Origin of the sequence: Lysobacter sp. Root690 (genome assembly GCF_001427785.1) — a bacterium.
In the GTDB taxonomy this organism is placed as follows: domain Bacteria; phylum Pseudomonadota; class Gammaproteobacteria; order Xanthomonadales; family Xanthomonadaceae; genus Lysobacter.
On the sequence record NZ_LMHM01000016.1, the window covers coordinates 484,921 to 508,788 of the forward strand.

Consider the following 23,868-nt stretch of genomic DNA (forward strand, 5'->3'; position numbering starts at 1 on the left):
ATCAATCAACCTCGGACAATTCAATTGCATGCCCCAGCGCGCGCTCGTTCATATACAGCTCGTGCAGGGCGCGAGCCAATTGCTGCAAAACAGATGCAGGGCCATAAATCGAGAGCATGTCCGCCTCAGGATTGAAATCCAACTGTTGCGATTCGGCAGACAAGGATTTGGCCACCGACTTGGCCAGACTTGCCCAGCTGTAGCCGTTGCTCTCGCGGCCACGACCAGCAAACACATGCCTGCGAGCAAACATCCCGTTATCGAGAAGGCTTAGACGCGCCTCATCGTCATCGTCCTCACCATAAATAATGAATGGCGCGTAGCTATCGTTCTTCATTAGGCCAATCCGAGCAGCTCAGGGTCCACGCCTTGGTCCTTGAGATAATTCTTCACGTCCCAGTCGCCAGAAGGGCTGGCATTCGGCCACTTAGCGGCCTCTTCATCCGAAACCTTCTCGTGATGGTTATGGATGTCGGTGGTGCTTTGCTTGCCCTTTACACCCCATCTGAATCTGATGTTGCTTACACGATCGTCCGGTAAGTAATTGGAAATATGCCCCACTATGCGCCAGTCACCTTCGACTGCTTTCTCGATGAGCGAGAATGCATCCAGGATCACTGGCGGGAAGAACGTATCGGCCAAATTCGACTCCGGTGGCATCTCCGGCCCAGGCCCAAAGTACTTGCACAGCTCCGCGACATGGCCGTCCATGATTCTCGAAACGATAACGCCATAACCAAACGTCCCGGGCACACACTCGAAAGAAACGACGTCTCCCGACTTGATATCACCCAGCTTTACCTTCTTCTTTTTCATTCAGCCGCACCTCGCCACCGTAGCTTTGTTTGGACGGGCCTTACCGCCCGCCGCCTCATACGCCGCTTGAAAATATTTCTGCCTCGTCGCTGGCCTGACAGGGCTGTCGACGTCGAAGCCCAGATTGCGATTGCCTCTTCCGGCAAAATCGTTGGTTCCCTTGCCGGGCATGTCTGCCCCCACCACACCCGTATTGGTCCCGTAGTGCTCGATGTGGGCGCGTTCGATCCCGCGCGCTTCTCCATAGGTGACGCCTGTCTCGACGCGTTCCATCCTTGCTCCATCCGCCAAGCGCGAGCTTTCTTTGTGTTCGAGCCGGCGTTGATCGAATCTATTGTCCTCGGTTATCCCGACATAGTACGGGGTGTCGGCGCCAGGCGCATACAGGTGATAAACCGTGTACCCAGGTGTCGTCTCGGGCACCAACCCGAGCGGATCGGATAGAACCTGCGGGTTCGCGGTATATGCATACAGGCTATAGCCGCCCAACAACCTGACCGGGTCCAGCCCCACATATTGCCCAATCGCGGGATCGTAATACCGATGTCTGTTGTAATGCAGGCCCGATTCTTCGTCATAGTGCTGACCCTGAAAACGGATCGGGTTCACCAGTTCGGAAACATGGGCTTGGGCGATGCTGCCCCAGGCGGTGTAGCTCACCGACCAGACCACTTCTCCCACCGACGAAGTCAACCGTGTTGGACAGCCATTGGGGTCGACGTGGTAGTGGTAAGTCTGGGGAATGTATTCGGCTTCCGACGGCGCCGGCGCAACGGCGGGAGCGAAGGATTGGAACTGTGGGATCTCGACGGGCGCGGCGCCTGCCTGGCTTTGCGCCTCCTCTGCTACGGCTGCCTGTGTGGGCGTAACCGTGAATCTTGGAGGCGGGGATGCGGGCGATGCGTTACCGCGGCCCAGGCGCATCGCGCCTAAACGATTGTCGTCGGGAATGGCCGTGCCGGGCGCGGACTCCTCGAATGCCAGCGAAGCGCGCACGCCGAGGGGAACGGAGCCCAGGGCACCGAAGCCGATGTCGAATTTCTTCTTCTGATCGAGCGATGAAACCACAGGCGAAGGTCGTGTGCGTTCGCGGGAACGGCGACCCAGTGGTTCGTCGGCAGGAGGGGCGGTAAGCGACGGCGAAGGGTCAGTCGCCAGCGAATCGCCGTCGGTGAAAATCACCGGCGCTCCGGAGGCGGACGTCAATGCAGAAGCGCCCGGAACTACCGCTTCCACCGTTACCGATTCCACCTTCTTTCTGTCGATCAACGCCAATGGCACAAAACCGCTGGGGTAATAAACATATTCCCTCGCCCGCCGATGCAGTTGCGCGAGGGCTTGCCTTCGTTTGCGCGCAGCGACGAAGTCCACCAAGTTGTTGGCGGCGACTCCTGCCTGCGGAAGGTCCGAGGCATCGTTGGCATGCCGCACCTCGCCCAGCAAGGCATCGCCATCCCAGAAGAACCAGGTAGTTTGAGTGGGATTGCGTTTGAAGACACGGCGGCCTAACGGGTCATAGCCGTATCGCGTGACCTGGCCGTTCTTGCGACTTTCGATCAGACGGTGGTTGGCATCCCAGCGCAAGTGCAGGTCGCGATCGCGACCACCGTCTTCGTGTGCGCCGTACGACCGCGCCCGCCGGACCAGATTGCCGGCCCGGTCGAACACGTAGTTCAGTCCGCCGTACTCGCCTTCCCTGGTCCAAAGTTCTGGCTGCGATTCACCACCGACCACCTGCTTCATGCGGGTTTCCTGCACGCGCGTACGCAAGCGATCGCCAGCGGGATCGTTGAGGAAGTGGGTAAGCTTTCCGCGCGGATCGGTGTGGGAGAGCACACGCCCCATGGGGTCGTGAGTGTAGCGATCGGCACCTTGGGCACTATCGTCGCGTTGGGTCAGGTTGCCGACGGCATCGTATGTGTAGACGGTATCGAACAATGCCGCGTCATCGCGCAGGATACTTTGCGCCGTGAGCCGCCCCCGCGCGTCGTAGCTCAGGTGACGCTCCACATGCGGCCCCAGCTTCTCCAGCATCGCGCGGCCCAAGGCGTCGCGTTCGATCTCGATGGGCGCATCGTCATTGATCGCCACGGCCTGCAAATGTCCACGCAGGTCGAATGAGAATTCCACGCGGTTTCCCGCGCTGGTTTCACGCATGAGGCGGTTGCCGACCGCATCAAAGGTATTGGCGATGCGAAAGCTGCCCTGCACCTCCTCCACCAAGCGTCCATCGGCATCAAAGACACGCCGCACTTGACGATGGGGATTATGCAGTTCGACCAATTGACCTCGCGCGTCGAACTTGAAGGACTCCTTGAATACGCATCCGGCGCGATCCGGGTCGGGAAGCGTCTTGGCGGTGATGCGGCCCAACGAATCGGTGGCATAGATAACGCACTGGCCCAGCGGGTCCACGGTTCTCATCAGCCGATTGGCTGCGTCGTAGGTGTACTGGCGTCCCTGCCCCCAATAGTCGACTTCTTCGGCGATGCGACCCAGGGCGTCGCGCTTGAGTCCGTAACGTTCGCCGCGCGGGTTGATGACAGCAATCAGTTGCTGCTCGGTGTCGTATTCGTAACGTACCGCTTGACCGTCGGACTGGGTGCGCTTGCTAACCTGGCCGGTTCCAACGTAGTCCAGCCTCGTCACCGCGCCGCTTTCGTCTTCGTAGCGAACCAGTTGGTCCTCTGCGTCATAGTCGGCCGTCACCCGGCTGCCATCGGCTTGCTGGATCCGCGACAAGCGCCCCTTCCGGTCATACGTGTAGAGGGTCTTGGCTTCATTCGCGTCGGCTTTGAACATCAAACGGCCCATCGCGTCATGCTGGAAGACAAGGACGAAACCCAATGGGTCGGTAATTCCTCGCAGTTGACCGTGGCGGTCAAAGTGCAATCCCGTTTTCGCGCCGAGTGCATTGGTATGAGCGGAAAGCTGGCCGGCGGCGTCGTACTCGTACAACGACACCGCCCCCATCGGCGTGGCCTGCTCAACGAGCAGGCCACGATCATTCCAACGCTGCCGCCAACCGGCCTGGAGCGGGTCGACGATGACAACGGGGCGATCATCGGGGTCGTACTGTGTCGTGAGTACGCTGCCATCCGCTCGCGTCAGCTTGAGCAGATTGCCACGCTCGTCATATGCGAACTCAGTCCGCAACCCCATCGGATCGACCACCGCCGTAGTCCGACCGACCTCGTCGTACTCGAACACCGTCACCCCGTCGAGCGGATCGATCTCGCACAGCGGCAATCCGCTCTCGTCGAATTTGACGATCGAGACGTGACCCAGCGAATCGGTGATTTCGGTTTCGTCGAGCAGGTCGTCGTAGCGGAATTTGTAGTCGTGCAGGCCGCCATCGCCCCACGCGCGGAGCACGCGCCATTGGGCGTCGTAGGCGTAGTAGAAGGACAGGCCGACGCGGTCGGTGTGGCGAACCATGCGGTGCTGGCGGTATTCGAAGGTGCGCGCGGCATCGAGTGCGTCCACTGCCGCCACCAGATCGGCATCCTGGTAGCGGTAGCTCACCAACGGGTAGTTCAGGCCGGTGGCGGGATCGTGCAACTGCACGCGATCGATGCGGCCGTGGCGCGAATCGATTTCCAGGAAGCGGCCCTGCAAGCCATCGATACCGCTTTCGACAATACGCACGAGCTGGCCGTTGCCGCGTTCGAACCGCCAGTAGTTTCCGCACAGGTCTTCGATGCGTTCGATCGGCAGCGCGCGCGTCTGCAAGGTCGCGAGATTCGCCGGGCCGGCGGCAAAGCCGTAGCGCAGGCCGTCCTTGGTACGCACCCACAGTTCCTGGCCTTCGCGGATCAGGCGCGCGCCGTCGACGAATTCGCGCACCGCGTTGTCGATACCCTCGCCTTGCGGCAGCTGCGGGAACAACGCAGGCATTTCAGGCCCATGGAACAGCACGCTGCCGTCGGGGTCGAGTTCCAGGCGCACGTCGGCCGGCGTGTGCCAGCCGTGGCCGCACTGGCCGGCGTGGGTATCGGTCGAGCGGTATTCGCGCGTCCACGTCAGCGGCAGACGGCCGGGGATCGCGAAATCCTCGTGCGTCACCGACACGCTGCCGTCGCGGATATCCACCGGTTCGGCGCGCAGCACCTTGCACTTCAGAAACCCCGGCTTCATGTTCGCGAACAGCTTCTGCCGCAGTTTCTTGAACGCCGCGCCCGCGGCGCCGGCGATGCCGGTCTTCTTGAGGATCTTGCCGAAGATGGACAGCCCCGCGCCCATCGCCAGCGCCGTCCAAGACACCGTCGGCGGCCCGCCGACGAATACGTTGGTCGGGATGGCGATGTTGAACGTCGTCGGCAGCAGCAACGACATATGCGGTTTCTTCGGCTTGCGGATCCGGAACGGCGCGATCATGCCGACGATGTTGCAGGCCAGTACCGGCATGGTGATCTTCGAGAACGGATCGCCGTCGGCGAGCACGGTCTTGCTGCCCATGAACAGTTCGTCGTCCCACTGCGGGCCTGCGGCGATCTTCATCGGCGGCATCCACACGCCGCCGACCGGGATATGGATGTCCAGGCCGCCGGTGCCGGCGGTGGCGCGCTTGATGCCGTTGACGTGGACGGTGCCGCCGATGAATGGCAGGTAGTCGAACGGATCGAGCACGATGCCGATATGCGGGGTGGGCAGCGGGATCGGAATCGGCGAAGGCGGAATCAGATAGGTGTGGATGTCGATCCCGAGTTGCGGATCGAAATGCTTGGCGGCGATGGTCATGACGGGCTTCCTTCCTTGGTCGCGATGCGGCGTCGACGTCTACAAGATTCGGCGCAGACCGCGCAGGAACGCGCGGGCTTCGTTGCTGTATTCCTGGCCCAGCCACGCCACCGCGCCCATGGCGATCAGGGTGAACACGGCCAGGACGATCCAGCCGCGCCGGGTCAAACGCTGGCCTCGGCGGGCACGGCTGGTGTGGGTTTAGTGGTCGTGTTGGCCGTGTCGAGCAAGTCGTCGGGTTCGGGCAATTGCGCGAACTGCGGCGGCTGGCTCCATTCGAGCAATTCCTTGTCGAGCGGATGCTTGACCTCGGGCACGCCGTTCCAGGCCGGATGCAGGTAGTCGCGGGCGAGCGCGACCACCTTGCGGAAGAACACGTCGCCGCCGCCGATCAGACGCTCGCGCTGGTCGCACAGCGTGCGGAACGCCAGTTCGTAACGTGTCAGCAGTTCCTTCTCGATCTTCTCCAGCGCGGCTGGCGCCGGCTGGGGGCCGAGCCTGGCCGATTGCGCCTCGGCCTGCTGCAGCGCTTCGGCCACGTCCTGCTGATAGGCAGGCGCGCACTGGGCGATGCGTTCGGCGCGCGGCGCATCCTGCAGCCGCAACATGTCCTGCAGCAACAGCGCCAGCGTGGTCAGCGGCCGATCCGCCGGCGGCATCGCCTTGGCTTCGGCGACCGCGGCCAGATAGCGTTCGCGCGCCGGCTCGACCTGACCGTCCTGGGCCAGGCAATAACCGGCCATGCGCAGGCCTTCGAGCGCGAACATCGCATTCGGCACGCGCCGTGCGACCGAGGCGGCCTGCGCGTAGGTCTCGGACGCGCGCACCGGCTGTTGCGCCGACAACCACACGCCGGCCTCGCCGAACCAGGTCTGCATGATCAGATTGGTGCCCGCGGGATGCCGCGCGGCCTCGGCGGCGAGCGCGCATTCGCGCGCGGCGCGATAACGATGGATCGCCTCGGAATGCTCCGCCTGCTTGAGGTGCGCGCCGGCCACGGCCATGTGCAGCACCACTTGCTGATCGTGCCATTGCTCGCGCTGGACCAGCTTCATCGCCTTGTCGGCGCGGGCCGCGGTCTGCGCCGCGCTGCCCTTCTCCAGCAAGGTCATGACGTCGGCGAGCATGGCGCGATAGGCGGTGCTCGGTGCGGCGCCGCCGCTGGACTGGGCGGCGGTCTGGCGAGCGATGTCGAACATGTCGATCGGCGCGTCGATCACCCGCACGGCCTTGCCATGACGTTCGGCCAGGGCCTGCCAGCGTTTGTCTTCGACGTTATCGACGAGGCACAGCCGCAACCGATCGGGAATCGGCGCGCGCAGCGCCGCGTCCAGCCATTGCTCCAGGCCGCTGGACGAGGCGACCTGGCTGGGCGACAGCACCGGCGCGAAGTAGCGCATCTGCGCCTGATAATACTCGGCGAACGACTGGAACATCGCGAGCACGCCGGCGGCGCTGTCGGGATACTCGCCGTGCGCGCCGCGCCAGTCGATCGGCAGCCCTTGCTGCTTGAGTTCGCCGCGGCTGGCGACATAACCGTCGCGCAGCGCGCCCATCAACTCGCGGCTGTAGCCGAAGCCGGTTTCGAACGGCGCGTCGAAGTTCTGGAACAGGTCCGGCGTCGACGCGGGCTCGAGGTGTTTTTGCGCTTCGAAGAACGCGGCCATCATCCGGCCGGCATTACCCGGAACGCGCCAGACGATCACGCGCACTTCGGGCGCTTCGCAGGCCTGCAGCCACAATGCGGCCAGGTCGTCGATGCGTTTTTCGACGGGATTCTTGGGGTTGGCCATGGTCGCCGCGATCAGTTGAGGTTGATCTTGGCGCCGTTGACGGTCACGCCCGCGGCATTGATGACGATGGTCGAGCCGCCCGAAGCGATCACGATTTCGCCGCCGGTGATGGTGATGCCCGAGGCCTCGCCGACGCCGAGCGCGACCAGGGTGCCCGAGCCCAGGCTCATGTCGCCGCCGGAAAACGCCGCATGCGTGCCGGTGACGCCGTGTTCGAGGTTGCCGGTCACCGACACAGTGCGCGCGCCTTCGTTGGCGTCCTCGACCGCGCCCATCACGCCGCGAATATCGGCGCCGGTGATCGTCGTCGTGCGCCCTGCCCCGTATTGCTCGGTCAGCGCCGCGGTGACGATGCGATCGGAGGTGCCGGTGACGGTTTCCTTCCAGGCGCCGGTGCGCACGCTGGTGAAGTCGCCGGTCAAGGTGGTCAGCAGCGGGCCGGTGATGGTTTCGGTGTAGCCGACCGCGGGAATGGTCAGGGTCTGACCGTTCTTGTAGGTCTCGGCGACCGCGCCGGTGACGGTGCTCGTACGGGTACCGGTGACGTCGTGAGTGTCGTCGCCGGTGACGCTGATCGCGCGCCTGCCGCCGACCGTGATGCTCTGGTCGACGCCGACGGCGAGGGTCTGGTTCTGGCCGACCGTGGTGGCCTTGTTGCTGGTGATCGCCGCGGTCTGGTCGTTGAGCACGGTGGTCATCATGTCGCGCTGGGCGTGCATGTTGAACATCTGCTTGCCGTCGGAGTCGTGCATGCTCAGTTCGTTGAAGCCCTCGCCTTTCACGGTCTTGGACTTGATGCCGCTGACCTCGTTGCCGAACGGCGGCATGTTGAGTTCGTTGTAGACGCGATTGACGATCAACGGACGGTCCGGATCGCCGTCGAGGAAATCGACCACGACCTCCTGATCGATCCGCGGCGGCGACACCCCGCCCATGTCGCTGCCGGCCCACGGGCTGGCCACGCGCACCCAGCATGAGCTGCGCTCGTTGAACTCACCGAGCCGGTCCCAGTGGAACTGCACTTTGACCCGGCCGTATTTGTCGGCGTGGATCTCCTCTCCCGACGGACCGACCACGGTCGCGGTCTGCGGCCCGGGCATGCGCGGCTGCGGCGTGGCGCGCAGCGGACGGAACGGAATCTTCAGGCGCAAACACGTCGCGTTGCAGCGGTAACTCGCGCCTTCCGAGACGGTGAAGTCCTCGTTGAAATTATTGCGTACGTCGTGGCCGACCTGGACCAGCAGGAACTTGCGTTCCTCTTCGTCGCCCTCGCTGTGTTCGTAGTGTCCGTTGAAGACGAAGTGGCGGCCGGCCTGCAGCATGCCGTGATTGCCGCTGCCTTCGAACAGCTTGGTCTGCCACGCCGATTCCTCGCCGCGCAGGTTGGCGAGCGCATCGCCGATCGCGCTGTCGACGTACCGCGCGGCGCCTTCGTAACGGTACGAGGCCAACTGCGGCAGGCGGCCCAGCGGAATGTCCAGCGGTCGGTCGACCGACAGCGCGCTCTTGGGCTGCTTGAAATCGAAGCTCTTGAGCGCCTGCACGCTGGTGCCGACGCGGCGGCGGGTCAGCCATTGATCCAGGCCGTAGTCGTCGCGCACCGAATCGTCGGCGACGAAGTTCACCCGCGCGCTGCCGTCGATGACCTTGGCCTGGGTCGAATCGTCGGCGATGAACATCACGTGCTCGTCTTCGCCGTGTTCGAAGCTATAGTGAATGCCGGCGTCCTCGAGCAGGCGCGAGACGAAGGCGAAATCCGATTCGTTGTACTGCACGCAATACGGCAGCTTGGGGTACTTGCCCGATTGCACGTCGTACTTGCACTTGGCCAGATCGCCGTAACCGCCGAACACGTCCTCGACGATCTCCAGCACGGTCAGGTCCTGGAAGATGCGGCAGTTGCTGGTGTAATCGAGAAACTCGAACCACGGCCGCAACTGCGCCTGATACACGGCCATGCCGCCTTCGGCGCCGCTGCGGCCGAATTCCTTGACGTAGCCGTGGAAATGGCGTTCTTCGCCGTTCTGGGTGCGCAGGCTCAGGCGCATCGGCTGGCCGATCACCTGTTTGAGTTCCAGGTGCGCGTCGAGCGACAACAATTCGACGTCGAATGCGAACGGCCGCGACAGCGACTCGGTGCCGGTCATGCGGCGCACGACGAAGGCCTCGGGTTCGAGCGGGGATTTGACCCGGATCAGGCGCGTGTCCTGATTGAGCTGAACGAGCTTGGCCAGGGAGGCCGGTGTGTATCCGTACACGGGGGACGTCCTGTTTTGTGGTGGTTGCGTTTTCGCGGGAGCGGCTCGGCCGGACCGGCGCTGGAGCGGTTCTACGAGCCGTGCTGCTTACCTTCTTGAATACGATTGCGAAAGGGGATTGCGGACATGGTTCGCGGTGCTCCGCGGCGCGTACGACCCCGCCCCGCGATTATGTGCCGCACCTGCCTGCCGCGGGCAAGCTCGGTTCGTCCCCAGGTCGATGCCTTGCTTATGCCGGTTCAGCGTATTCGCGGACCGGCGCGTGAATTGCGACGGTGGTCAGCTAAATCGACGCCCCGCTAAATCGGCGATTTGTCGCGTTCAGCCACGTGCGGGCACTGAGAGACGAATGAACGGATGTCGATGCGTATCGGTGATGCGCCGGCGACGATCGTTACAAATCGACGACCTCAAGTTTTCGGTTCAGCTCGCGCGCATTCAGCCCTGGGCGAACGCGCCTGCGCCCACAAACACCGCCCCCGTAAACGCCAAGCCCGCCTCGCGGCGGGCCTGGGTTCGCGGCCGTGACCGCGACTCATGCAGCAGCGCGAATCGGCCGCTTACAACACCTTGAACGCGATCCGCCGGTTGCGCGCGCGGCCTTCCGCGGTGGCGTTGTCGGCGACCGGCTGATCCGGGCCGGCGCCGAGCACGTTGAGCAGACCGCCGTTGACTCCGCGCACCTCCAGGTATTGCTTGACCGAATTCGCCCGGGCCAGGCTCAGCGCCAGGTTCGATTCGCGGCCGCCGGCGGCGTCGGTATGGCCGACGATCAGCACGCGCTTGTTGCCGATCTGCTTCATCGCCGCGGCCATCTCGTCGAGGATCAGCTCGCCCTTCGGGGTCAGCGTCGCGCGGCCACTCTCGAATTCGACGATGCGGTTGGCCAGCGCATTGTCGAGCAGATTCTGCTGCGCGCCCGCGGCGACGCGCAATTGCTTGCCGTCCACCGAATAGGTCGGGTTGTTGATCCGGGTCGACAGGCCGCTGACGATCTGCTGGCGTTGCAACTCGTTGGCGACGTTGCCGCTGACCCGCACCGTGTTGCCGTTGATCTCCAGCTTGCCGACGGTGACCTGCTGCAGGTCGGGCGCGAGCATGTTGACCACGTTCTGGCGCCAGTTCGGTGGCGCGACGACCCCGGGGCTGACCTCGATGCGGTCGATCACCCGCTCGTTGCCGTACAGCTCACGCAGGCGCGTGAGCACCGCTTGCTTGCTGGCTTCATCGGGCACCTTGCCCGAGGCGATGATCGGCTTGGGCGCCACGGCGCCGGCGGCGGGCAACGCGGTCTGCGCCTGGACGCCGAACGCGGCGACAGCCAAGTTCAATGCGACCAGCGCGACGGCCCGATGCGGAAATAAGAAAGTGCGGCGCATGCTCACGCTCCGAGAAAGGTTTCGCCGAAGGCCTTGCGGGCCACGCGCAGCGAGAGGTCGTCGCGTCCGATGTAGCTGACCAGCTTGTTGAGGGCGTAATCGCCGGCTACATGCTCGTCCACCCACTCGGCGTCGTCGACACGAATGATCTGCTCGCCGGCGACTTGCGGGTCGAGCACCGCCTGCAAGGTGCGGCCGTCGGCGCCGTTGAAGCCGATGATCAGGCGCGGCATCGCCTCGTCCTGAATCAGGATCGCCAGTTCGAAGTCGGCGCGCGCGATGAAGCCGCTGATCAGATCGAGCCAGAACGCGGCCACCATCGGCCGGTACAAGGCGTCGCGCGGCAACGGCAGCGACAACGCCTTGTCGATCTGCGACGCCGCGCCGGTCAGCACCGGCTGCAACAGCAGGCCGAGCGCCGGCAGCACCCAGCGCAGTTGAACGTGGGTGTGGCCGGACTGCTGCAGCAGGTCCTGCAAGGAACCCACGTCCTGCAGGTCGAGGAAATCGGTGAACGCCGCATCGTAGACGCTGGGATCGGTGTTAACCGCGATCTTGTTCTCGGACAGTTCGCGCAGCAGATCGGCCGCGTCCTCGGCCTGCACGGCTTGTTTGCCGAGCTTGGCCATGCCGGTCCACATCCGCGCCAGCGCCAGCGGGCTGCGGGCGATGAACGCCAGCGGCTGGGCGATGTCCAGGCGGGTCGCCGACAGGAACGGAAAACGCCGTTCGGTGGCATCGCGACTGGGCAGGAAGTGGCCGCCGATCGCGAGCCGGCTGCGCGAGCCCAGAAACGCGAAATGCATCGGCGGCGCGCGATCGTAGAGCTGTTTCCACGACGGGTCCTGGGCCAGCAGCTCGACCCCGGCGCCGGCCCAGCGATCGAGCAGCACCATCAACTGATGGCTCTCGGGCGTGCGCACGAAGTCGCCGCGCGAGGGCAATTTGCCGAAGTAACTCACCTGGGCCATGGCCTCTACGGTCGCCATTACAGGCCTCCTGCCGGCGCGGCGGCGGTGGGCGCGGCCGGTGCCGCGGGTGCGGCCGGAGCGGTCGCGACAGCGCCGGCCACTTCGCGCGGCAGGCGCTGCGTACGCTCGCCGCCGGCATCGGGCTTGGCGTCGGCTTTGATCGGCGTGCGAATGACGCGCAATTCGAAATCGACGGCGATGTCGTCCTTGTTCAACGACATGAGGAAGTGCTTGTCGCCGCCGCTGCCCTTGCCCTTGTAGGCTTTTTCGAAGAGCTGATTCAGGCCTTTCGATCCGGGCTCGTTGAACACTTCGACGGTGCGACCGTCGAGGGTGACCGCATCGATCCGCACGCTGCTGGAATTGACCAGTTCGATCGTCTTCCACTGCGGCGGCTCGTTGCGATAGCGCAGGGTCTGCCCATCGATGGTGATGGTGTATTCGCGACCGGTGGCCGCGCCGGGCAGGATTTCGATCACCATGCCCGCGTTCGCATCGCCCTTCGACGCGCCGCTCGCGCCGCCCACCCAGCTCGAATAATTGGCGGTGAACTCGGGCCGCAGACTGACGCCCATGTTGGCCCACTGCTGCGGCGTCATCACCGTGCCGCGGCGGATCACCAGCGCACCGAGCGCCTCGTTGCCGAACTTGGCGATCGAGCCGCTCGCGCCGAACACCGCGTCGCGATCGGCCTGGGTGGCCTCGGCGGTGGCGCCGGCGTTGTACGGATACAGTTTGCCGATCCCGTCCTCGAACGGCTGATAGACCTGCTCGACCCAGGTGCGGTTGATCTCGCCCTCGGTCGGGCGGATCAGCGCGGCGAAGGTCTGCATCAGCGGACGCACCAGCAACGGACGCATCGCGTCGCGCTGGCTCTCGTTGAGACCGTTGAGCATCTGCTCGTCGATGATCTTCTCGATCTCGAAGATTTCCGAGCCGCTGCCGCGCTCCAGCGTTTCCTGCATCAGCTTGCGCGCGCCCGGGCCCGGATCGCCCTGGGTCTTGATCCCGTTCAGGCGCGAACGCAGCTTGCCCATCGCGTCGAAGTAGGCGTTGATCATCGGCGGACTGCTGTCGCGCTGCGCGAACAGCCGCGCCAGGCCGGCGAATTCGGCGCCGATCGGCCCCATCTGCACCGCGACCTGCTTGCCGGTGTTGGGGTCGACCTGCACGTTCATGCCGGCCGGCTGGCGTCGCAGGATGGTGCGGTTGAACCATTCCACGACGCCCTTCTTGGCCACGCCGAGGGCCTTGTTCGCGGCCTCCGGGTTATCCCAGATGGTTTCGTTGTTGACCGCCTCGAGAATCTTGCGCAGCGGCGAGTTCTGCGGATCGCCGATGGCGTTCATGCGGGTCACGGCCTGATCGAAATTGCCGAAGTCGCTGACCGTCACGCCCTGCATGAACTTGCGCCATTCCTGCGCGTACTCGGCCTTGTACAACTGGGTGAGTTCGCGCGCGATGTGCTCGGGACTGCCGCTGAGGGTGAGATCGCCCTGCACGGTGTCGGCCAGCACCCAGTCGGTGGCGCTGAGCTGTTCGTTGGCGGCCTGCTTGATCGCGTCCTTGACGTAGTCGTCGTAGGCCTTGCGCGAGAACGCGCCCGACACGCGGTAGCTGCCGGCGACGCCGGTGCGCGCGTTCTCCTCGCCGATCAGCGAGGCCACGGTGATCTGCGGGAACCGCACCGAGGCGCGTTGCTTGATCTGGTCGTAGACGCGGTCGCGCGCTGGGGTGCCCTTCATGACGCCCTTGAGCACGCTGCGGCTGTCGCTGACCAGGGCGAATTTCTCGTCGATCGTCGGCCAGCCGGGTTGTTCGTATTGGCTGACGTAGAACGCCATCAGCCGTTCGGCCGAGCGCGCTAGTTCCTCGCGCGACATGGTGCCGCGGTTGTCGTCGAGCCAGCCGCGCCAGAACCGGGTCAGCTGATCGCTCAGGTGACTGCCTTCGACCTTGCTGCTGTCGGCCAGCATCAGATAGGTCTTGAGCGCGTTATAGGCATCGTTGGCGTCGGTCGGCGACGAGTCCTGATACAGGGTCTGGCCGACGTTGACCTGCGCGGCCACCTGCGCGTTCGCGCTGGCCGCATCGGCGACCTTGACCCGCGCGCGGTTGGCCAGGACCTCGCTCAGATAGGCTTCCAGCTTGGTCTGCACCGGCGTGAGCATCAGCTGGCGCATGCCGTGGAAATACTCCTCGCGCACCTTCTTCTCGATCCGGTCGCCCTGGTACAGGCCTAGCCCCATCGACAGCGAATGCTGCTCGCGATAGCTCTGCAACTGTTCAAGCCGCGCCTGCAGCACCAACAGCGCCTGGATCCGCGACTGCACGTCGAAGCGCCCTTCCTGCAAGGCCTTGGCCTGGCGCAGGTCCTGCACCGAATTGGCGACGAGTTGGCCGTTGCTGCGGTACGACCAGCCCCAGCCGGCCAGGCATAGCCCGAGCAGGGCGAACGAGCCCAGGAACATCAGCTTGCGCAGGCGATTGCTGCCGGGGCTCGAGTACTGCCGCACCAATTGCTTGTCGGCGAAGATCACCTTGCGGAACAGGCCCAGCAGGAAGTGGCCGTTGTCCGACATCGGCGCGCGCTCGGCGGCATTGGCGCGCGGACGCAACGCGAACTGGCGGGCGATGCGCTCGGACGCGTGCTGCACCGACACGCCTTCCTGCAGCGCGCTGGTGAAATAGAAACCGCGGAACACCGGCTTGAACTGGTAGGGATTTTCCTCGAACAAGGTGGCGATGAAGGTGCGCAGCGCCGGCTTGATGCCGGTGAACTCCATCGGCAGGGTCAACAGGCCCGGACCGACTTCGCGCCCGCGCTGCATCGCCATCTGCGACAGACTCATTTCCTTGAGCCCTTCGGACAATTCGTCGAAATGGCTGTCGAACGCGGCCAGCGCGTCGGTCTCGCCCTTGGCGTCGTAGGGCAAGGTCGCGCCCCACACGTTCTCGCGCTCGGCCGGGTCCAGGCCCTGGAAGAAATCGGCGAAACCAGCGATCAGATCGGCCTTGGTGAACACCACGTAGACCGGCACGAACACTTCCAGCCGCTCGGTCAGTTCCTGCACGCGCTGGCGCAGGTTCTTGGCCAGTTCGATCGCGAATTCGGGCTTGCTGCCGGACAGCTCGGCGATCGAGGCGGCGATGATCACGCCGTTGATCGGCGCGCGCGGGCGGTTCTTCTTCAGCAGGTCGAGGAAGGTCAGCCATTCCAGGCGATCCTCCGGGCTGACCGTGTAGCGGCCGGCGGTGTCGAGCACGATGCCTTCGGTGGTGAAGTACCAATCGCAGTTACGGGTGCCGCCCAGGCCCTGGATGACGTTGCTGCGATTGTCCTCGAACGGGAAACGCAGGCCCGAATTGAGGATCGCGGTGCTCTTGCCGGCGGCAGGATTGCCGATGATCGCGTACCACGGCAGTTCGTACAGCGCCGCGCTGCCCTTGAGCAATCCCAGCTTGGACGACTTGATCGCCTTGACCGCCTCGGCCATGCGTTCGCGCAGTTGCTCGGTGTCGGCGCGCGCGGCGGGCTTGGAGGCGACCACCGCCTGCTCGGCGTGCTGCTGCACCATCGCATCGAGCTGCTTGGCCGCGCGCGCGGCGAGGATCCGGCGCACGATCCACACCGCGATCCACACCAGCAATCCGAGCACCGCCAGGGCGAGGATCCAGCCGCCGATGGTCTTGAGTTTGTCGGCGCCGAAATACGCCACCCCACCCACGGCGAACACGCCAATCGCGGCGATCACCCGGTAGTCGGTAAGAAAATATCTGAGCCTGCTCATCAAGTACGTCGTCCGTGTGGGCTGCTAGGTGGGCCGCTTAGGCGGCCTGATCGTCGCTGCGATCGGCTTGGGTGGAGGAAGGAGGTGGAACCGGTGTCACCGCGATCGCCGCGCGCGCTTCACCGTCGGCCAGGCCGACCGCGAGCACCGGCGCGTTGCTGCCGCGCGCCTGCGCGGCGGCGACTGCGATCACCGCCCATGGCGCGACCGCGCCGAGATGGCCGCAGGCCACGCCGAGGTTGAGGCTCTGGGCGACCGGATCGAGTTCGGGACACACCACCGCGATCGCGCTGGCGATCTCGATCGCCCGGCTGGGCCGGTGATCGGCGTCGCTGACCACCGCCGTGACCGCATCCGGCTTATGCGTCGTGCAGGCCAGCGCCTTATTCATCAGTTCGGAGCTTTGCCGGGTGGCGTTGCGGCTGGAAGTGCCGGCGGCGACATGGCCGCGCTGCAGCACATGCAGTTCCAGGGCGTCGGGCGAGGCGTCGCGGCCCGGTTCGGGCGGACCGCTGAGCCACAGGCCGGCCGCGCCTTCGCCGGGAACCAGGCCTTCGGGCCGGCCGCTGCCGAGCAATCGCTGCGATGCTTCGAGGGTCTCGATGCTGCTCTCGCCGAGCTGCGACGCGCAGGCCAATAACAGATAGCGATCGGGCGTGACTTCGCCGTGGTAGCGCCGGCCGATCTGATCGATCAATCCCCAGCCCTGGCTCGCGTCGTCGATCGGCACGACTTCCACCGCGATCCGCTCGGCCGGCAGACCGAGCGCTTCGGCCTTGCCCAGCAACCAATCGCCGAGCATCTGCCGGGCCGGCTGCGGCCAGGATTCGGCGACCAGCAACAAGGTCCGCAGTCGCGACTTCGGCGGCGCGACCGCATCGGAACGACGACCGGACAACGAAGGCGCGGACTCGCCGCCGGGCGGCGTCAGCCCGGCTACCACCTCGGATTCGAGCATCAGCAATTGCTCGGCCACCGGTTCGAGCAAGGCGACCGCGCGCAGCCGTTCCTCCGCGAACAACCGATCGAAGTCCTGGTCCTGATGTTGATCCTCGGCGATGGCGCGCAACGCGTCGGCCACCGCATCGGTGTCCACATCGTCCACCGGCGCGGCCATCACCGGCATGCCCTGGGCGTTCTTCAAATTCGGATGCAGGCCCGGCCGCTTGGGTTCGACCAAGTTCGCCGCGGCCTCCTCGGGGCTCGCGCCGATGGCCAGATGCACGGCCGCGGCATGCAGATGCAGCACGTAAGCAACCGCGGGCGCGTCGTGTTCGCCGGGTTCACCCGCGCCTCGCGCTGCTGATGCGGGCGCGATGGCCTGCTCGGCGGCGCGCTCACGACGCTGGCGCAAGCCGTAGCGCACCAGCAGCACCGTGCCGATCGCGAGCAGCGGCAAACCGCCCAGGTACAGGGCAAGATCCGAACCGCTCGGCTGAACGTCGTTGACCTGCCATGCCACCACGATCACGAACCAGATCGCGCCCGTCAGCAGTGCCAGCAACAGAATCATCTTGAAGGCTTTCATGCCGGGAGCGTCCTCGTCCCGGTCTTGCCTGCATCCATGTCAGACCATTGCACGTGCTTCATCCTTGAATGCCTGTCGGTTTTATCGCGCCGGCGTATCCATCAGGCGTCGACCGATGCGTGGAATTGGCCCGCGATCAGATGCGCGCCGCAGGCGGTCGTGTCGCCGTGGCGCGCGATCGGCTGGCCGTCGACGATCAAGGTCGAATCGCCGCTGGCGATGACGGTAGGGCCGTGCAGGCTGCAGATCACCTGATCGCCGATGCGGGCGATCGGACGGCCGTCCACGTCGGAGGCTTGCGAGCCGCTGACCACGGTGCCGCCGTGGTCGATGGGATCACCGACGAGAATGAAAGGGCGGGACATGGCCATGCTCCTGTTGGCGAGTGACGATCCAGATGTCAGTCGGGACGATAGCAGGAGTGGGTCCGCTTTATCACCCCGGCAGCGTCGAACCTGCGGCGTGAACGGGCGCCGATCGCCGCGACCGGCGCCCCGTTCAGCCGGCCCCGGCCGCCCGCCGCGCGGCCCGGCACTGCGACTTCTGTTCCAGATGCACGTAGTCCTTGATGCTGCGCCACTGCCCGCCCCACTCCAGCCCGGCCTCCTGGGCCAACTGGCCGTACAGGAAGTAAGCGTCTCGGGTCCAGGCATCGTTCATATCCCACTGCAGCTTGCCGTTGCGCATCGGCGCGCTGTCCACGGCCAGGCCGTACTGGTGGCAACTTTGCCCGGCGCCGGCGCGGGTGGCCTTGCCGCCGGCGGCCAGTTCGGCCTGGCGTTGGGCGCTGCGGAAGCCTTCAACCAGCACCATTTTGATGCCGCGACCTTCCATGACCTTGTAGATGGCGAGCACGCGTTGCTTGAAATCCGGGTCGATCTGTTCCCAGCGACGATCGGCGCTGACGATCTGTTCGGGCGCGGCGATGCTCAGACGCGCGGTCGGCGAAAGTTGCGCCAGTTCACGTTCCGCCTCGACGAACACCTCCGGCGGCGGCGGTTCGGGCGGAACCAGGTTCTCGCCTTCCAGCAGTTCGCGTATCTGCGAACTGGACGCCACCGGTATCGGATCGACGCCGCCGTCGAGTATCACTTTTTGCCGCAGCCCCAGGATCAGCGCCACCGGCAGCACCACCATCGCCGCCGCGGCGATAAACAGATACTTGTTGCGCGACATGTGCCGCACATAGCGCGTGCCTTTATTACGCAATATTTGGCCCGAATCGCTGGCCTGGGTCGATGCGCGCTCGCGCAGACGTCCGCTTGCCGCGCTGCCGCGACGCAGCATTCGCGCCCACACCTCGCCCGCTGCGTCGCGCGCATCGGGAAACATCGCCAGCCATGCGGCGACGCTCAGAATCACGAAGAAACACCCGATCACGATCCAGACCACGCGCCGCGCCTCATCCTTGGGTTAGTGCTCCGCAAGCGGCGCGCATGCTCCCGCGTCCGCTCGAATTGACGCCCGCGTCGGCGTTCGCCCAGAATGCCGACGAGGCCGGTTCCGGCCCAGCCTGCATGGAAAGGAGTCCACGTGGATCGGCAAGAGGGAAAGCCGAATCGTCCGAGCCTGATCTCGGGAGCCGAAAATCGCTCCAGTAGCGCCGCGCCTGCGGGTCGAATCCTAGCAGACATGGAAAGCCGGAAAGAGCGGCCGGTCGCGCCCGGACAGCCGCGCCGGATCGCGCCGATCGTGCTGGTCGCCGGTGTCGCCGCGGTGTTTTTCGCCAGCGCCTACCTGCTGTTGCGCGGCGAGGAAGGACCGTTCGATCCGTCGCCGACGCCCGCGATCGTCGACAAGACACCAACAACGCCCGCCGTCGCCGCACCGGTCGCGCCCACCCGCGCGATGCCGGCACCCGCCGCGACCACGCCGGCCAAGATCGTGCTCGACGACGATCCGGCCGATGCCAATCCCTTCAGTGCCGGCGATCCGCCGCCCCCGCCTCAGCCCGGCGTCAAACCAGCAACGGCAACGCCCGCGCCCAAACTCGTGGCTTCGGCGACGCCGCCCAAGGCCGTAGGCAAACCGGCGATCGCGCCCGCCCGCGCCACCACCGCCAATAAACGCGGCAATTCCGCGAAAAACGATGAGGACGGCCTGATGGCCGCCTTGCTCGGCAACATCGACACCGACGCGCAATCCGGCGGCAAGCGCACGACCAAGCCGCGCAACGCCAACGCCAAAGAGGATCAGGACGCGCTCGAGCAGTTGATCCGCAAGGTCAACGCCGAAAACGCGGTCGCGGCGAAGAAGGCCGCGAGCAAGCCGGTCAGCAAGCCCGCGCCGGCTCCCAAGAACGCGACGCCGGCCAAGAGCGCCGCGCCGAAAACCACCTCGACAGCGCCGGCGAACCCGGTCCAGGCCAGCCTGCGCAAATGCCCGAAGGCGAATACGACCAAGGGCTTGCAGTGCCGGCAAAAGGTCTGCGCCAAATACGCCGGGCAGGACCCGGCCTGCCCGGTCTGAATCACCGGACCGGGGCGCTTGCGCAGATCGCCTCGGGCCATCGCCCGCGGTCGTTATCGATCGGGTTCCAGGTAAGCTCGTCCGTTATCCACGCATCGGATTCGCCATCGCGGTTCGTGACCGCGATGGCAGTCGGCCGCACGCATACACCGTAATTTCGAACGGTTCGCTTACGAACGCAGATCCGGCCCCGCCAACCCGGCGCGGCGCATGCGTTCGCCACATCAATGGGCAGGCGCATGCAAGAGTCCGGATATCACCGCACCACCGACGAGCGAACCTCATGGGGTTGGAGGGGCGCGGCATTGGCCGCGGTGGTTTTGATCGGCATCGTCGGCGCGGCCGGCGGCACCGCCTACCAGATCGGTAAGCAGCAGGCCGCGGCCGACGAACGCAACAAACTGTCGGGCGAGCGCGCGGTCCTCGGCGAACGCCAGGTCGCGCAGACGCAGGTCGCGCAGATCGTCGCCGAGCGCGACACATTGCGCGATCGGGTGCTTGAGCTGGAAACGCAATTGCTCGCCGAGCGCAGCGCGCAACCGCAGGAGCAAGCCTCGCTGCGCTGCATCAACGGCGAACTGGTGGTGAGGCGCGGCAACAGTTGGTCGTCCGCGGGACATTGCTGAAACCGCGAGTTTTCGAGCGTCTTTCGCTTATCCCGCGTTGCAGGAACCTGCATGACCGAATCGTATCGCGAAAATTTGAAGCACGCGCAACATCACCGGCGCGCATCATCCAGTTCGAAACTCAGACTGGAAAACACCGTCTCGTAGTCGGTTTCGCTCGACGCCGGCAGCGGTTTGGTCCAGATCACGTTGAGCAGCCAGCGGCCTTGCGTGGGCATGGCGAAGTCGGCGCGACCGTCGGCGTCGGTGTACTGGGTCGCGAACGGCTGGGCGTCGTCTTCGAGCCGGGTCAGCTTGACCAGCGCGCCGGCCAGCGTGCGACCTTCGTAGATCACCCGCAGCGGCAATCGCGATGGTCGCGGCTGCGCGTACGGATCTTGATCGAGCACGATTTCCAGCGGCAGACCGAGCGGCCGGCTCAGCAACGCCCGCCATTGCGCCGACGTCATCGCATCGGATGGGCCGACCCGCACGATCGCCTTGCTGCGCCGGCTGTAGTTTTCCAAACCTTCCGCCTGCATGCGCCCGTTGCGCTGGCGATGCTGCAAGGCCGGAGTCAATCCTTCGGCCTGCAGATAATCGTTGAAACGGATCGCCGGCAGATGGCTCTGCGCGCGCGCATCGGTTTCCAGCACCAGCATGTAGCCGCCGGCCGGCAGTTGAAAGGTCCCGTCGCTGGCCTCGCCGGGATGCAGACGTTCGCGCAGATCGATACTGCTTCCGCCCGTGCTGACGGCCGCGAAGTGGGTGATTCGGCGCACACCGATCTTCGAACGCTGGCGATCGGCGCCGTGGCCCACCTGCAGGGTCAATGCGGTCGGCGTATCGGGCGCGATCCGGTAACGTTCGGGCTGAATCCAGAAATCATGGGCCTGCGCAGAGGCGGCGAGCGACAACAGGCTCATCGCCAATGTGATGCGCGCGCCTTGCGATCTCACGCGTCGTAACCAATCGATAGCGAACATGGACGATCTCTATTCAAGATGATCGGGCAAATAGCCCGGTGTGACCGGCAGCCACGCCAGCGTCGCGGCCAACACCGCGACCGCGAGCAACCAACTGCACACGACTTTGACCGCGACCGCGGCGCCGCGATCGATCAACCACGCTGCCGGCCACGACAGCAGTAGCCACGGCAATGCGCGCAACACGCCGACGGCATCGCCCTGCCCCGATATCACAATGCCGCAGCACAGACCCGCGCACACCGCGAGCAACGGCGCGATCCTTCGCGAGACGGCGACCGGCAGATACACGCTGGCCGCGCACACGACCACGCCGAACCAACAGGCCTGAGTGCCCTGCTCCACTGCCATCGGACCCCAAGCCGGGCGGATGACGTACGCGTCGATGGCCACCATTGCGATCGCCGCGGCTGCCGACAGCGCCGCGCCCATCCTCCTCGCCCGCGATGGCGCGAACGCCAGCGCCAGGCCGTGCGCGGCGCAAAGCAACGAAGGCGCCAGCGCATCGGCGTTCACGCGACTCTCGCCGACCACAGGTACACCACACCGACTAAGCCGATCGCGGCGCCAGCTGCCCGGATGATCTGCACACAGCCCATACGCAACGCGCTCTCGCCCAACGCGATGCCGAGCACATGCAGCAATCCGGTCGCGAACACGATGCCCAGGCTGTAACCAACCGGATCGGCGGATGACGGCAATTCGCGGCCGTGCGCATAGCCATGGAACAATCCGAACAGCGACACGATCGTAATCGCCAGCCACGCCGGTGCATGCCAGGCCGCCGCGATGCAGCCGCCCAGCATCACGACCGACAGCGCGATGCCGAGTTCGACCGGCGGCATCGGCAGCACGAACATGCCAGCGATCGCGCCTCCGACCATGAGCAGCGGAAACACCATCGGCAATTCATATCGCAATCGCGGGCCTAACAACGCGCCCCAGATGCCGACGCAAACCATCGCTAGCAGATGATCGCCGCCGCCGAACGGGTGCGCGAATCCCGAGGCGAAACCGCCGGCCAGACCGGTGCCGCTGTGCGCCGCGGCGGAACCGGCGAATATCGACAACGCCAATACCGTCAGCACACGCACGCGCGCGCTGGAGACGCGCACAGCGATCACCGCGGATACCCCGCCTTATCGGCCGGCGCCAGAAACGGGAACTGCGAGATCGAGTGAATCTTGTCGTCGCGTTCCACTCCGTCGTCGACGCGCTCGGTGCTGCCGTCGACCAGCAGCGATCGGTACACGTTGATCGCGCCGACATTCGGCGTGCGGCCGCCGCAGTCGCGCCGCCAGGCCTTGCGTGGATCGAACCGCGCCAGCTCGACCGCGAACGGCTGCGCGCAGACCTTGGCCGCGCTGTTGATCCACAGCCGGTCGTCCGCGAGCAACTCGGCCAGGGCGCGGTACGGCGTCGACGATTGCGACGCACGCCGCGCCAGCCATTGATTGCCGCAACGGCCGTCGAAGCCGTCGTACAGACCCAGCGATTTCTCGATTTCCGCCACGAACGGCGTGCCGGTGGCCGGAGTGGCCGCGTTATAGCGCTCCTTGAGCGCATCGCTGACCTCCTCGCTGTCCAACGTTCCGAGCAACGCATTGCCGGTCAGGGTGCGGCCGGCGCGGTCGATCTGGCGTTCGGGCGACTGCGTCGCCGCCCACACCGCGAGCAACTTGCCGCCGCTATCGACCGCATCCAGATCGACCTGGATCACGATCGATGCCGGCGTCCAACCGGCCAGCAGATTGTGCGCCGGACCGCCGTCGGTGTGCTTCCATTGTTCGAAGATCGCGTCCGAGGTCGCGCGATCGAATTGCGGGCAATGCGCGGCATCGACCGCGGCGCCGCGCTTCAAGGCGGCATCGGCGACGTTGTAAGCCGCGCGCGTGCCCTTGACGTTGTTGAAGAACGGATCGTCGCGCAGACCGGCGAACACGCGAAAACGACGATCCCGGCTCCACAGACCTTGTTCGTCGCTGGCATCGCCGAGGGCGCTGTCGAGTTGGCCGAGCCGGCAATCGGCGCGTTCGGGCGCGGCGAAGCGGCACGCGATGCGGATGGTCTGTCCGGCCTTGCCGAAGCGCTTGGCGCTGTCGATATGGAACACATAGTCGAGCTTGTCGGAGAAGCTGTGTCCGACGATGGTCATGACCAGATTCAGATGGCGGCCGTCGGGCGCCATCCACGCGTACAAGTCGCCGATGTCGGCGCGCGGGTCGGCGATCACGCTGGGCGAGTCGAGATGGTCCGAGGCGCCTGCGGTCTGGCCGGCCAGGATCGCGAACAAGCCGATGGCTGACAGGCCGGCGGCGACGCGTCGGCGCAACAGTGGAAATCGCAATGGATCGGACATGGGATCGGCGCCTGGCGGGAAGGCGCCCAGTAGAGATTCGACGGCCGCGCGCCGCTATCGGAATCTTTAGCGATCGTGTCTCACGGCGCGGCCGGTGGTGTCCGAACGCCCCGTCCGGCCTGATCCGCCGGGCAGCGCCAACCACAACCATGCCGCATCGATCCGCGACGCAG

General features: G+C 65.4%; 17 protein-coding genes. 2 read left to right on the plus strand and 15 right to left on the minus strand.

Translation table 11 applies throughout. The features are described 5' to 3' along the window. Nucleotide 1: 1 nt before the first annotated feature. From ASD86_RS19245 to ASD86_RS19295, 11 genes are all read right to left on the minus strand, one after another. Nucleotides 2-337 (minus strand): Imm51 family immunity protein, encoded by a 336-nt coding sequence (locus ASD86_RS19245; protein ID WP_056114351.1) that lies wholly within the window; start codon nt 335-337, stop codon nt 2-4. Then, nucleotides 337-816: an Imm26 family immunity protein gene (locus ASD86_RS19250; RefSeq protein ID WP_056114355.1), complete on the minus strand. Its 480-nt coding sequence runs from the start codon at nt 814-816 to the stop codon at nt 337-339. The genes ASD86_RS19245 and ASD86_RS19250 overlap by 1 nt, the downstream gene beginning before the upstream one ends. Continuing rightward, on the minus strand, nt 817-5,556 hold the full coding sequence (locus ASD86_RS19255; RefSeq protein WP_082578510.1) for an RHS repeat-associated core domain-containing protein: 4,740 nt from the start codon (nt 5,554-5,556) through the stop codon (nt 817-819). It lies immediately after the preceding gene. 164 nt (nt 5,557-5,720) lie between these two features. Continuing rightward, the gene (locus ASD86_RS19260; RefSeq protein ID WP_056114358.1) at nt 5,721-7,349 is read right to left on the minus strand and encodes a hypothetical protein; all 1,629 of its coding nucleotides are present in this window, start codon (nt 7,347-7,349) and stop codon (nt 5,721-5,723) included. 11 nt (nt 7,350-7,360) lie between these two features. Beyond that, entirely contained in the window at nt 7,361-9,607 is a 2,247-nt protein-coding gene (gene tssI, locus ASD86_RS19265; protein ID WP_056114360.1) for a type VI secretion system tip protein TssI/VgrG, read from the minus strand. A 560-nt stretch (nt 9,608-10,167) separates the two neighbouring features. Beyond that, nucleotides 10,168-10,986: an OmpA family protein gene (locus tag ASD86_RS19270; protein WP_056114363.1), complete on the minus strand. Its 819-nt coding sequence runs from the start codon at nt 10,984-10,986 to the stop codon at nt 10,168-10,170. Nucleotides 10,987-10,988: 2 nt separating this feature from the next. Then, nucleotides 10,989-11,975 (minus strand): type VI secretion system-associated protein TagF, encoded by a 987-nt coding sequence (gene tagF / locus ASD86_RS19275; RefSeq protein WP_082578511.1) that lies wholly within the window; start codon nt 11,973-11,975, stop codon nt 10,989-10,991. Further along, nucleotides 11,975-15,748: a type VI secretion system membrane subunit TssM gene (gene tssM, locus ASD86_RS19280; RefSeq protein WP_200957269.1), complete on the minus strand. Its 3,774-nt coding sequence runs from the start codon at nt 15,746-15,748 to the stop codon at nt 11,975-11,977. Before tssM ends, tagF begins: the two co-directional genes overlap by 1 nt. A 37-nt stretch (nt 15,749-15,785) precedes the next feature. Then, the gene (locus ASD86_RS19285; RefSeq protein ID WP_056114374.1) at nt 15,786-17,276 is read right to left on the minus strand and encodes a hypothetical protein; all 1,491 of its coding nucleotides are present in this window, start codon (nt 17,274-17,276) and stop codon (nt 15,786-15,788) included. A 101-nt stretch (nt 17,277-17,377) separates the two neighbouring features. Further along, nucleotides 17,378-17,641, minus strand: a complete 264-nt coding sequence (locus ASD86_RS19290; protein WP_056115187.1) for a PAAR domain-containing protein — start codon at nt 17,639-17,641, stop codon at nt 17,378-17,380. Nucleotides 17,642-17,774: 133 nt separating this feature from the next. Beyond that, entirely contained in the window at nt 17,775-18,668 is an 894-nt protein-coding gene (locus tag ASD86_RS19295) for a M15 family metallopeptidase (RefSeq protein ID WP_056114377.1), read from the minus strand. 240 nt (nt 18,669-18,908) lie between these two features. On the opposite strand from ASD86_RS19295, the gene ASD86_RS19300 reads away from it, so the two are divergent. Then, a complete protein-coding gene (locus ASD86_RS19300; RefSeq protein ID WP_056114379.1) occupies nt 18,909-19,745 on the plus strand; it encodes a hypothetical protein in 837 nt (278 codons plus the stop codon). 239 nt (nt 19,746-19,984) lie between these two features. Next, entirely contained in the window at nt 19,985-20,371 is a 387-nt protein-coding gene (locus ASD86_RS19305; RefSeq protein ID WP_157476868.1) for a hypothetical protein, read from the plus strand. A 92-nt stretch (nt 20,372-20,463) separates the two neighbouring features. Here ASD86_RS19305 and ASD86_RS19310 read toward each other — a convergent pair whose 3' ends face one another. From ASD86_RS19310 to ASD86_RS19325, 4 genes are all read right to left on the minus strand, one after another. Then, nucleotides 20,464-21,336, minus strand: a complete 873-nt coding sequence (locus ASD86_RS19310; RefSeq protein WP_082578512.1) for a DUF4198 domain-containing protein — start codon at nt 21,334-21,336, stop codon at nt 20,464-20,466. A 9-nt stretch (nt 21,337-21,345) separates the two neighbouring features. After that, nucleotides 21,346-21,768 carry a hypothetical protein gene (locus ASD86_RS19315; RefSeq protein WP_157476870.1) on the minus strand — a complete coding sequence of 141 codons (423 nt, stop codon included), beginning with the start codon at nt 21,766-21,768 and terminating at the stop codon, nt 21,346-21,348. Nucleotides 21,769-21,848: 80 nt separating this feature from the next. Next, nucleotides 21,849-22,460, minus strand: coding sequence for a HupE/UreJ family protein (locus tag ASD86_RS19320; RefSeq protein ID WP_200957270.1), 612 nt, complete (start codon nt 22,458-22,460; stop codon nt 21,849-21,851). Further along, nucleotides 22,457-23,695, minus strand: a complete 1,239-nt coding sequence (locus tag ASD86_RS19325) for a DUF4331 domain-containing protein (RefSeq protein WP_056114394.1) — start codon at nt 23,693-23,695, stop codon at nt 22,457-22,459. Before ASD86_RS19325 ends, ASD86_RS19320 begins: the two co-directional genes overlap by 4 nt. Nucleotides 23,696-23,868 lie beyond the last annotated feature (173 nt).

Bases quoted from the DNA above. Each gene is read 5' to 3' on its own strand.
- ASD86_RS19245 (WP_056114351.1), bottom strand. From the start codon at position 337: ATGAAGAACGATAGCTACGCGCCATTCATTATTTATGGTGAGGACGAT.
- ASD86_RS19250 (WP_056114355.1), bottom strand. From the start codon at position 816: ATGAAAAAGAAGAAGGTAAAGCTGGGTGATATCAAGTCGGGAGACGTC.
- ASD86_RS19255 (WP_082578510.1), bottom strand. From the start codon at position 5,556: ATGACCATCGCCGCCAAGCATTTCGATCCGCAACTCGGGATCGACATC.
- ASD86_RS19260 (WP_056114358.1), bottom strand. From the start codon at position 7,349: ATGGCCAACCCCAAGAATCCCGTCGAAAAACGCATCGACGACCTGGCC.
- ASD86_RS19270 (WP_056114363.1), bottom strand. From the start codon at position 10,986: ATGCGCCGCACTTTCTTATTTCCGCATCGGGCCGTCGCGCTGGTCGCA.
- tagF (WP_082578511.1), bottom strand. From the start codon at position 11,975: ATGGCGACCGTAGAGGCCATGGCCCAGGTGAGTTACTTCGGCAAATTG.
- tssM (WP_200957269.1), bottom strand. From the start codon at position 15,748: ATGAGCAGGCTCAGATATTTTCTTACCGACTACCGGGTGATCGCCGCG.
- ASD86_RS19285 (WP_056114374.1), bottom strand. From the start codon at position 17,276: ATGAAAGCCTTCAAGATGATTCTGTTGCTGGCACTGCTGACGGGCGCG.
- ASD86_RS19290 (WP_056115187.1), bottom strand. From the start codon at position 17,641: ATGTCCCGCCCTTTCATTCTCGTCGGTGATCCCATCGACCACGGCGGC.
- ASD86_RS19300 (WP_056114379.1), top strand. From the start codon at position 18,909: ATGGAAAGCCGGAAAGAGCGGCCGGTCGCGCCCGGACAGCCGCGCCGG.
- ASD86_RS19305 (WP_157476868.1), top strand. From the start codon at position 19,985: ATGCAAGAGTCCGGATATCACCGCACCACCGACGAGCGAACCTCATGG.
- ASD86_RS19310 (WP_082578512.1), bottom strand. From the start codon at position 21,336: ATGTTCGCTATCGATTGGTTACGACGCGTGAGATCGCAAGGCGCGCGC.
- ASD86_RS19315 (WP_157476870.1), bottom strand. From the start codon at position 21,768: ATGGGCGCGGCGCTGTCGGCAGCCGCGGCGATCGCAATGGTGGCCATC.
- ASD86_RS19325 (WP_056114394.1), bottom strand. From the start codon at position 23,695: ATGTCCGATCCATTGCGATTTCCACTGTTGCGCCGACGCGTCGCCGCC.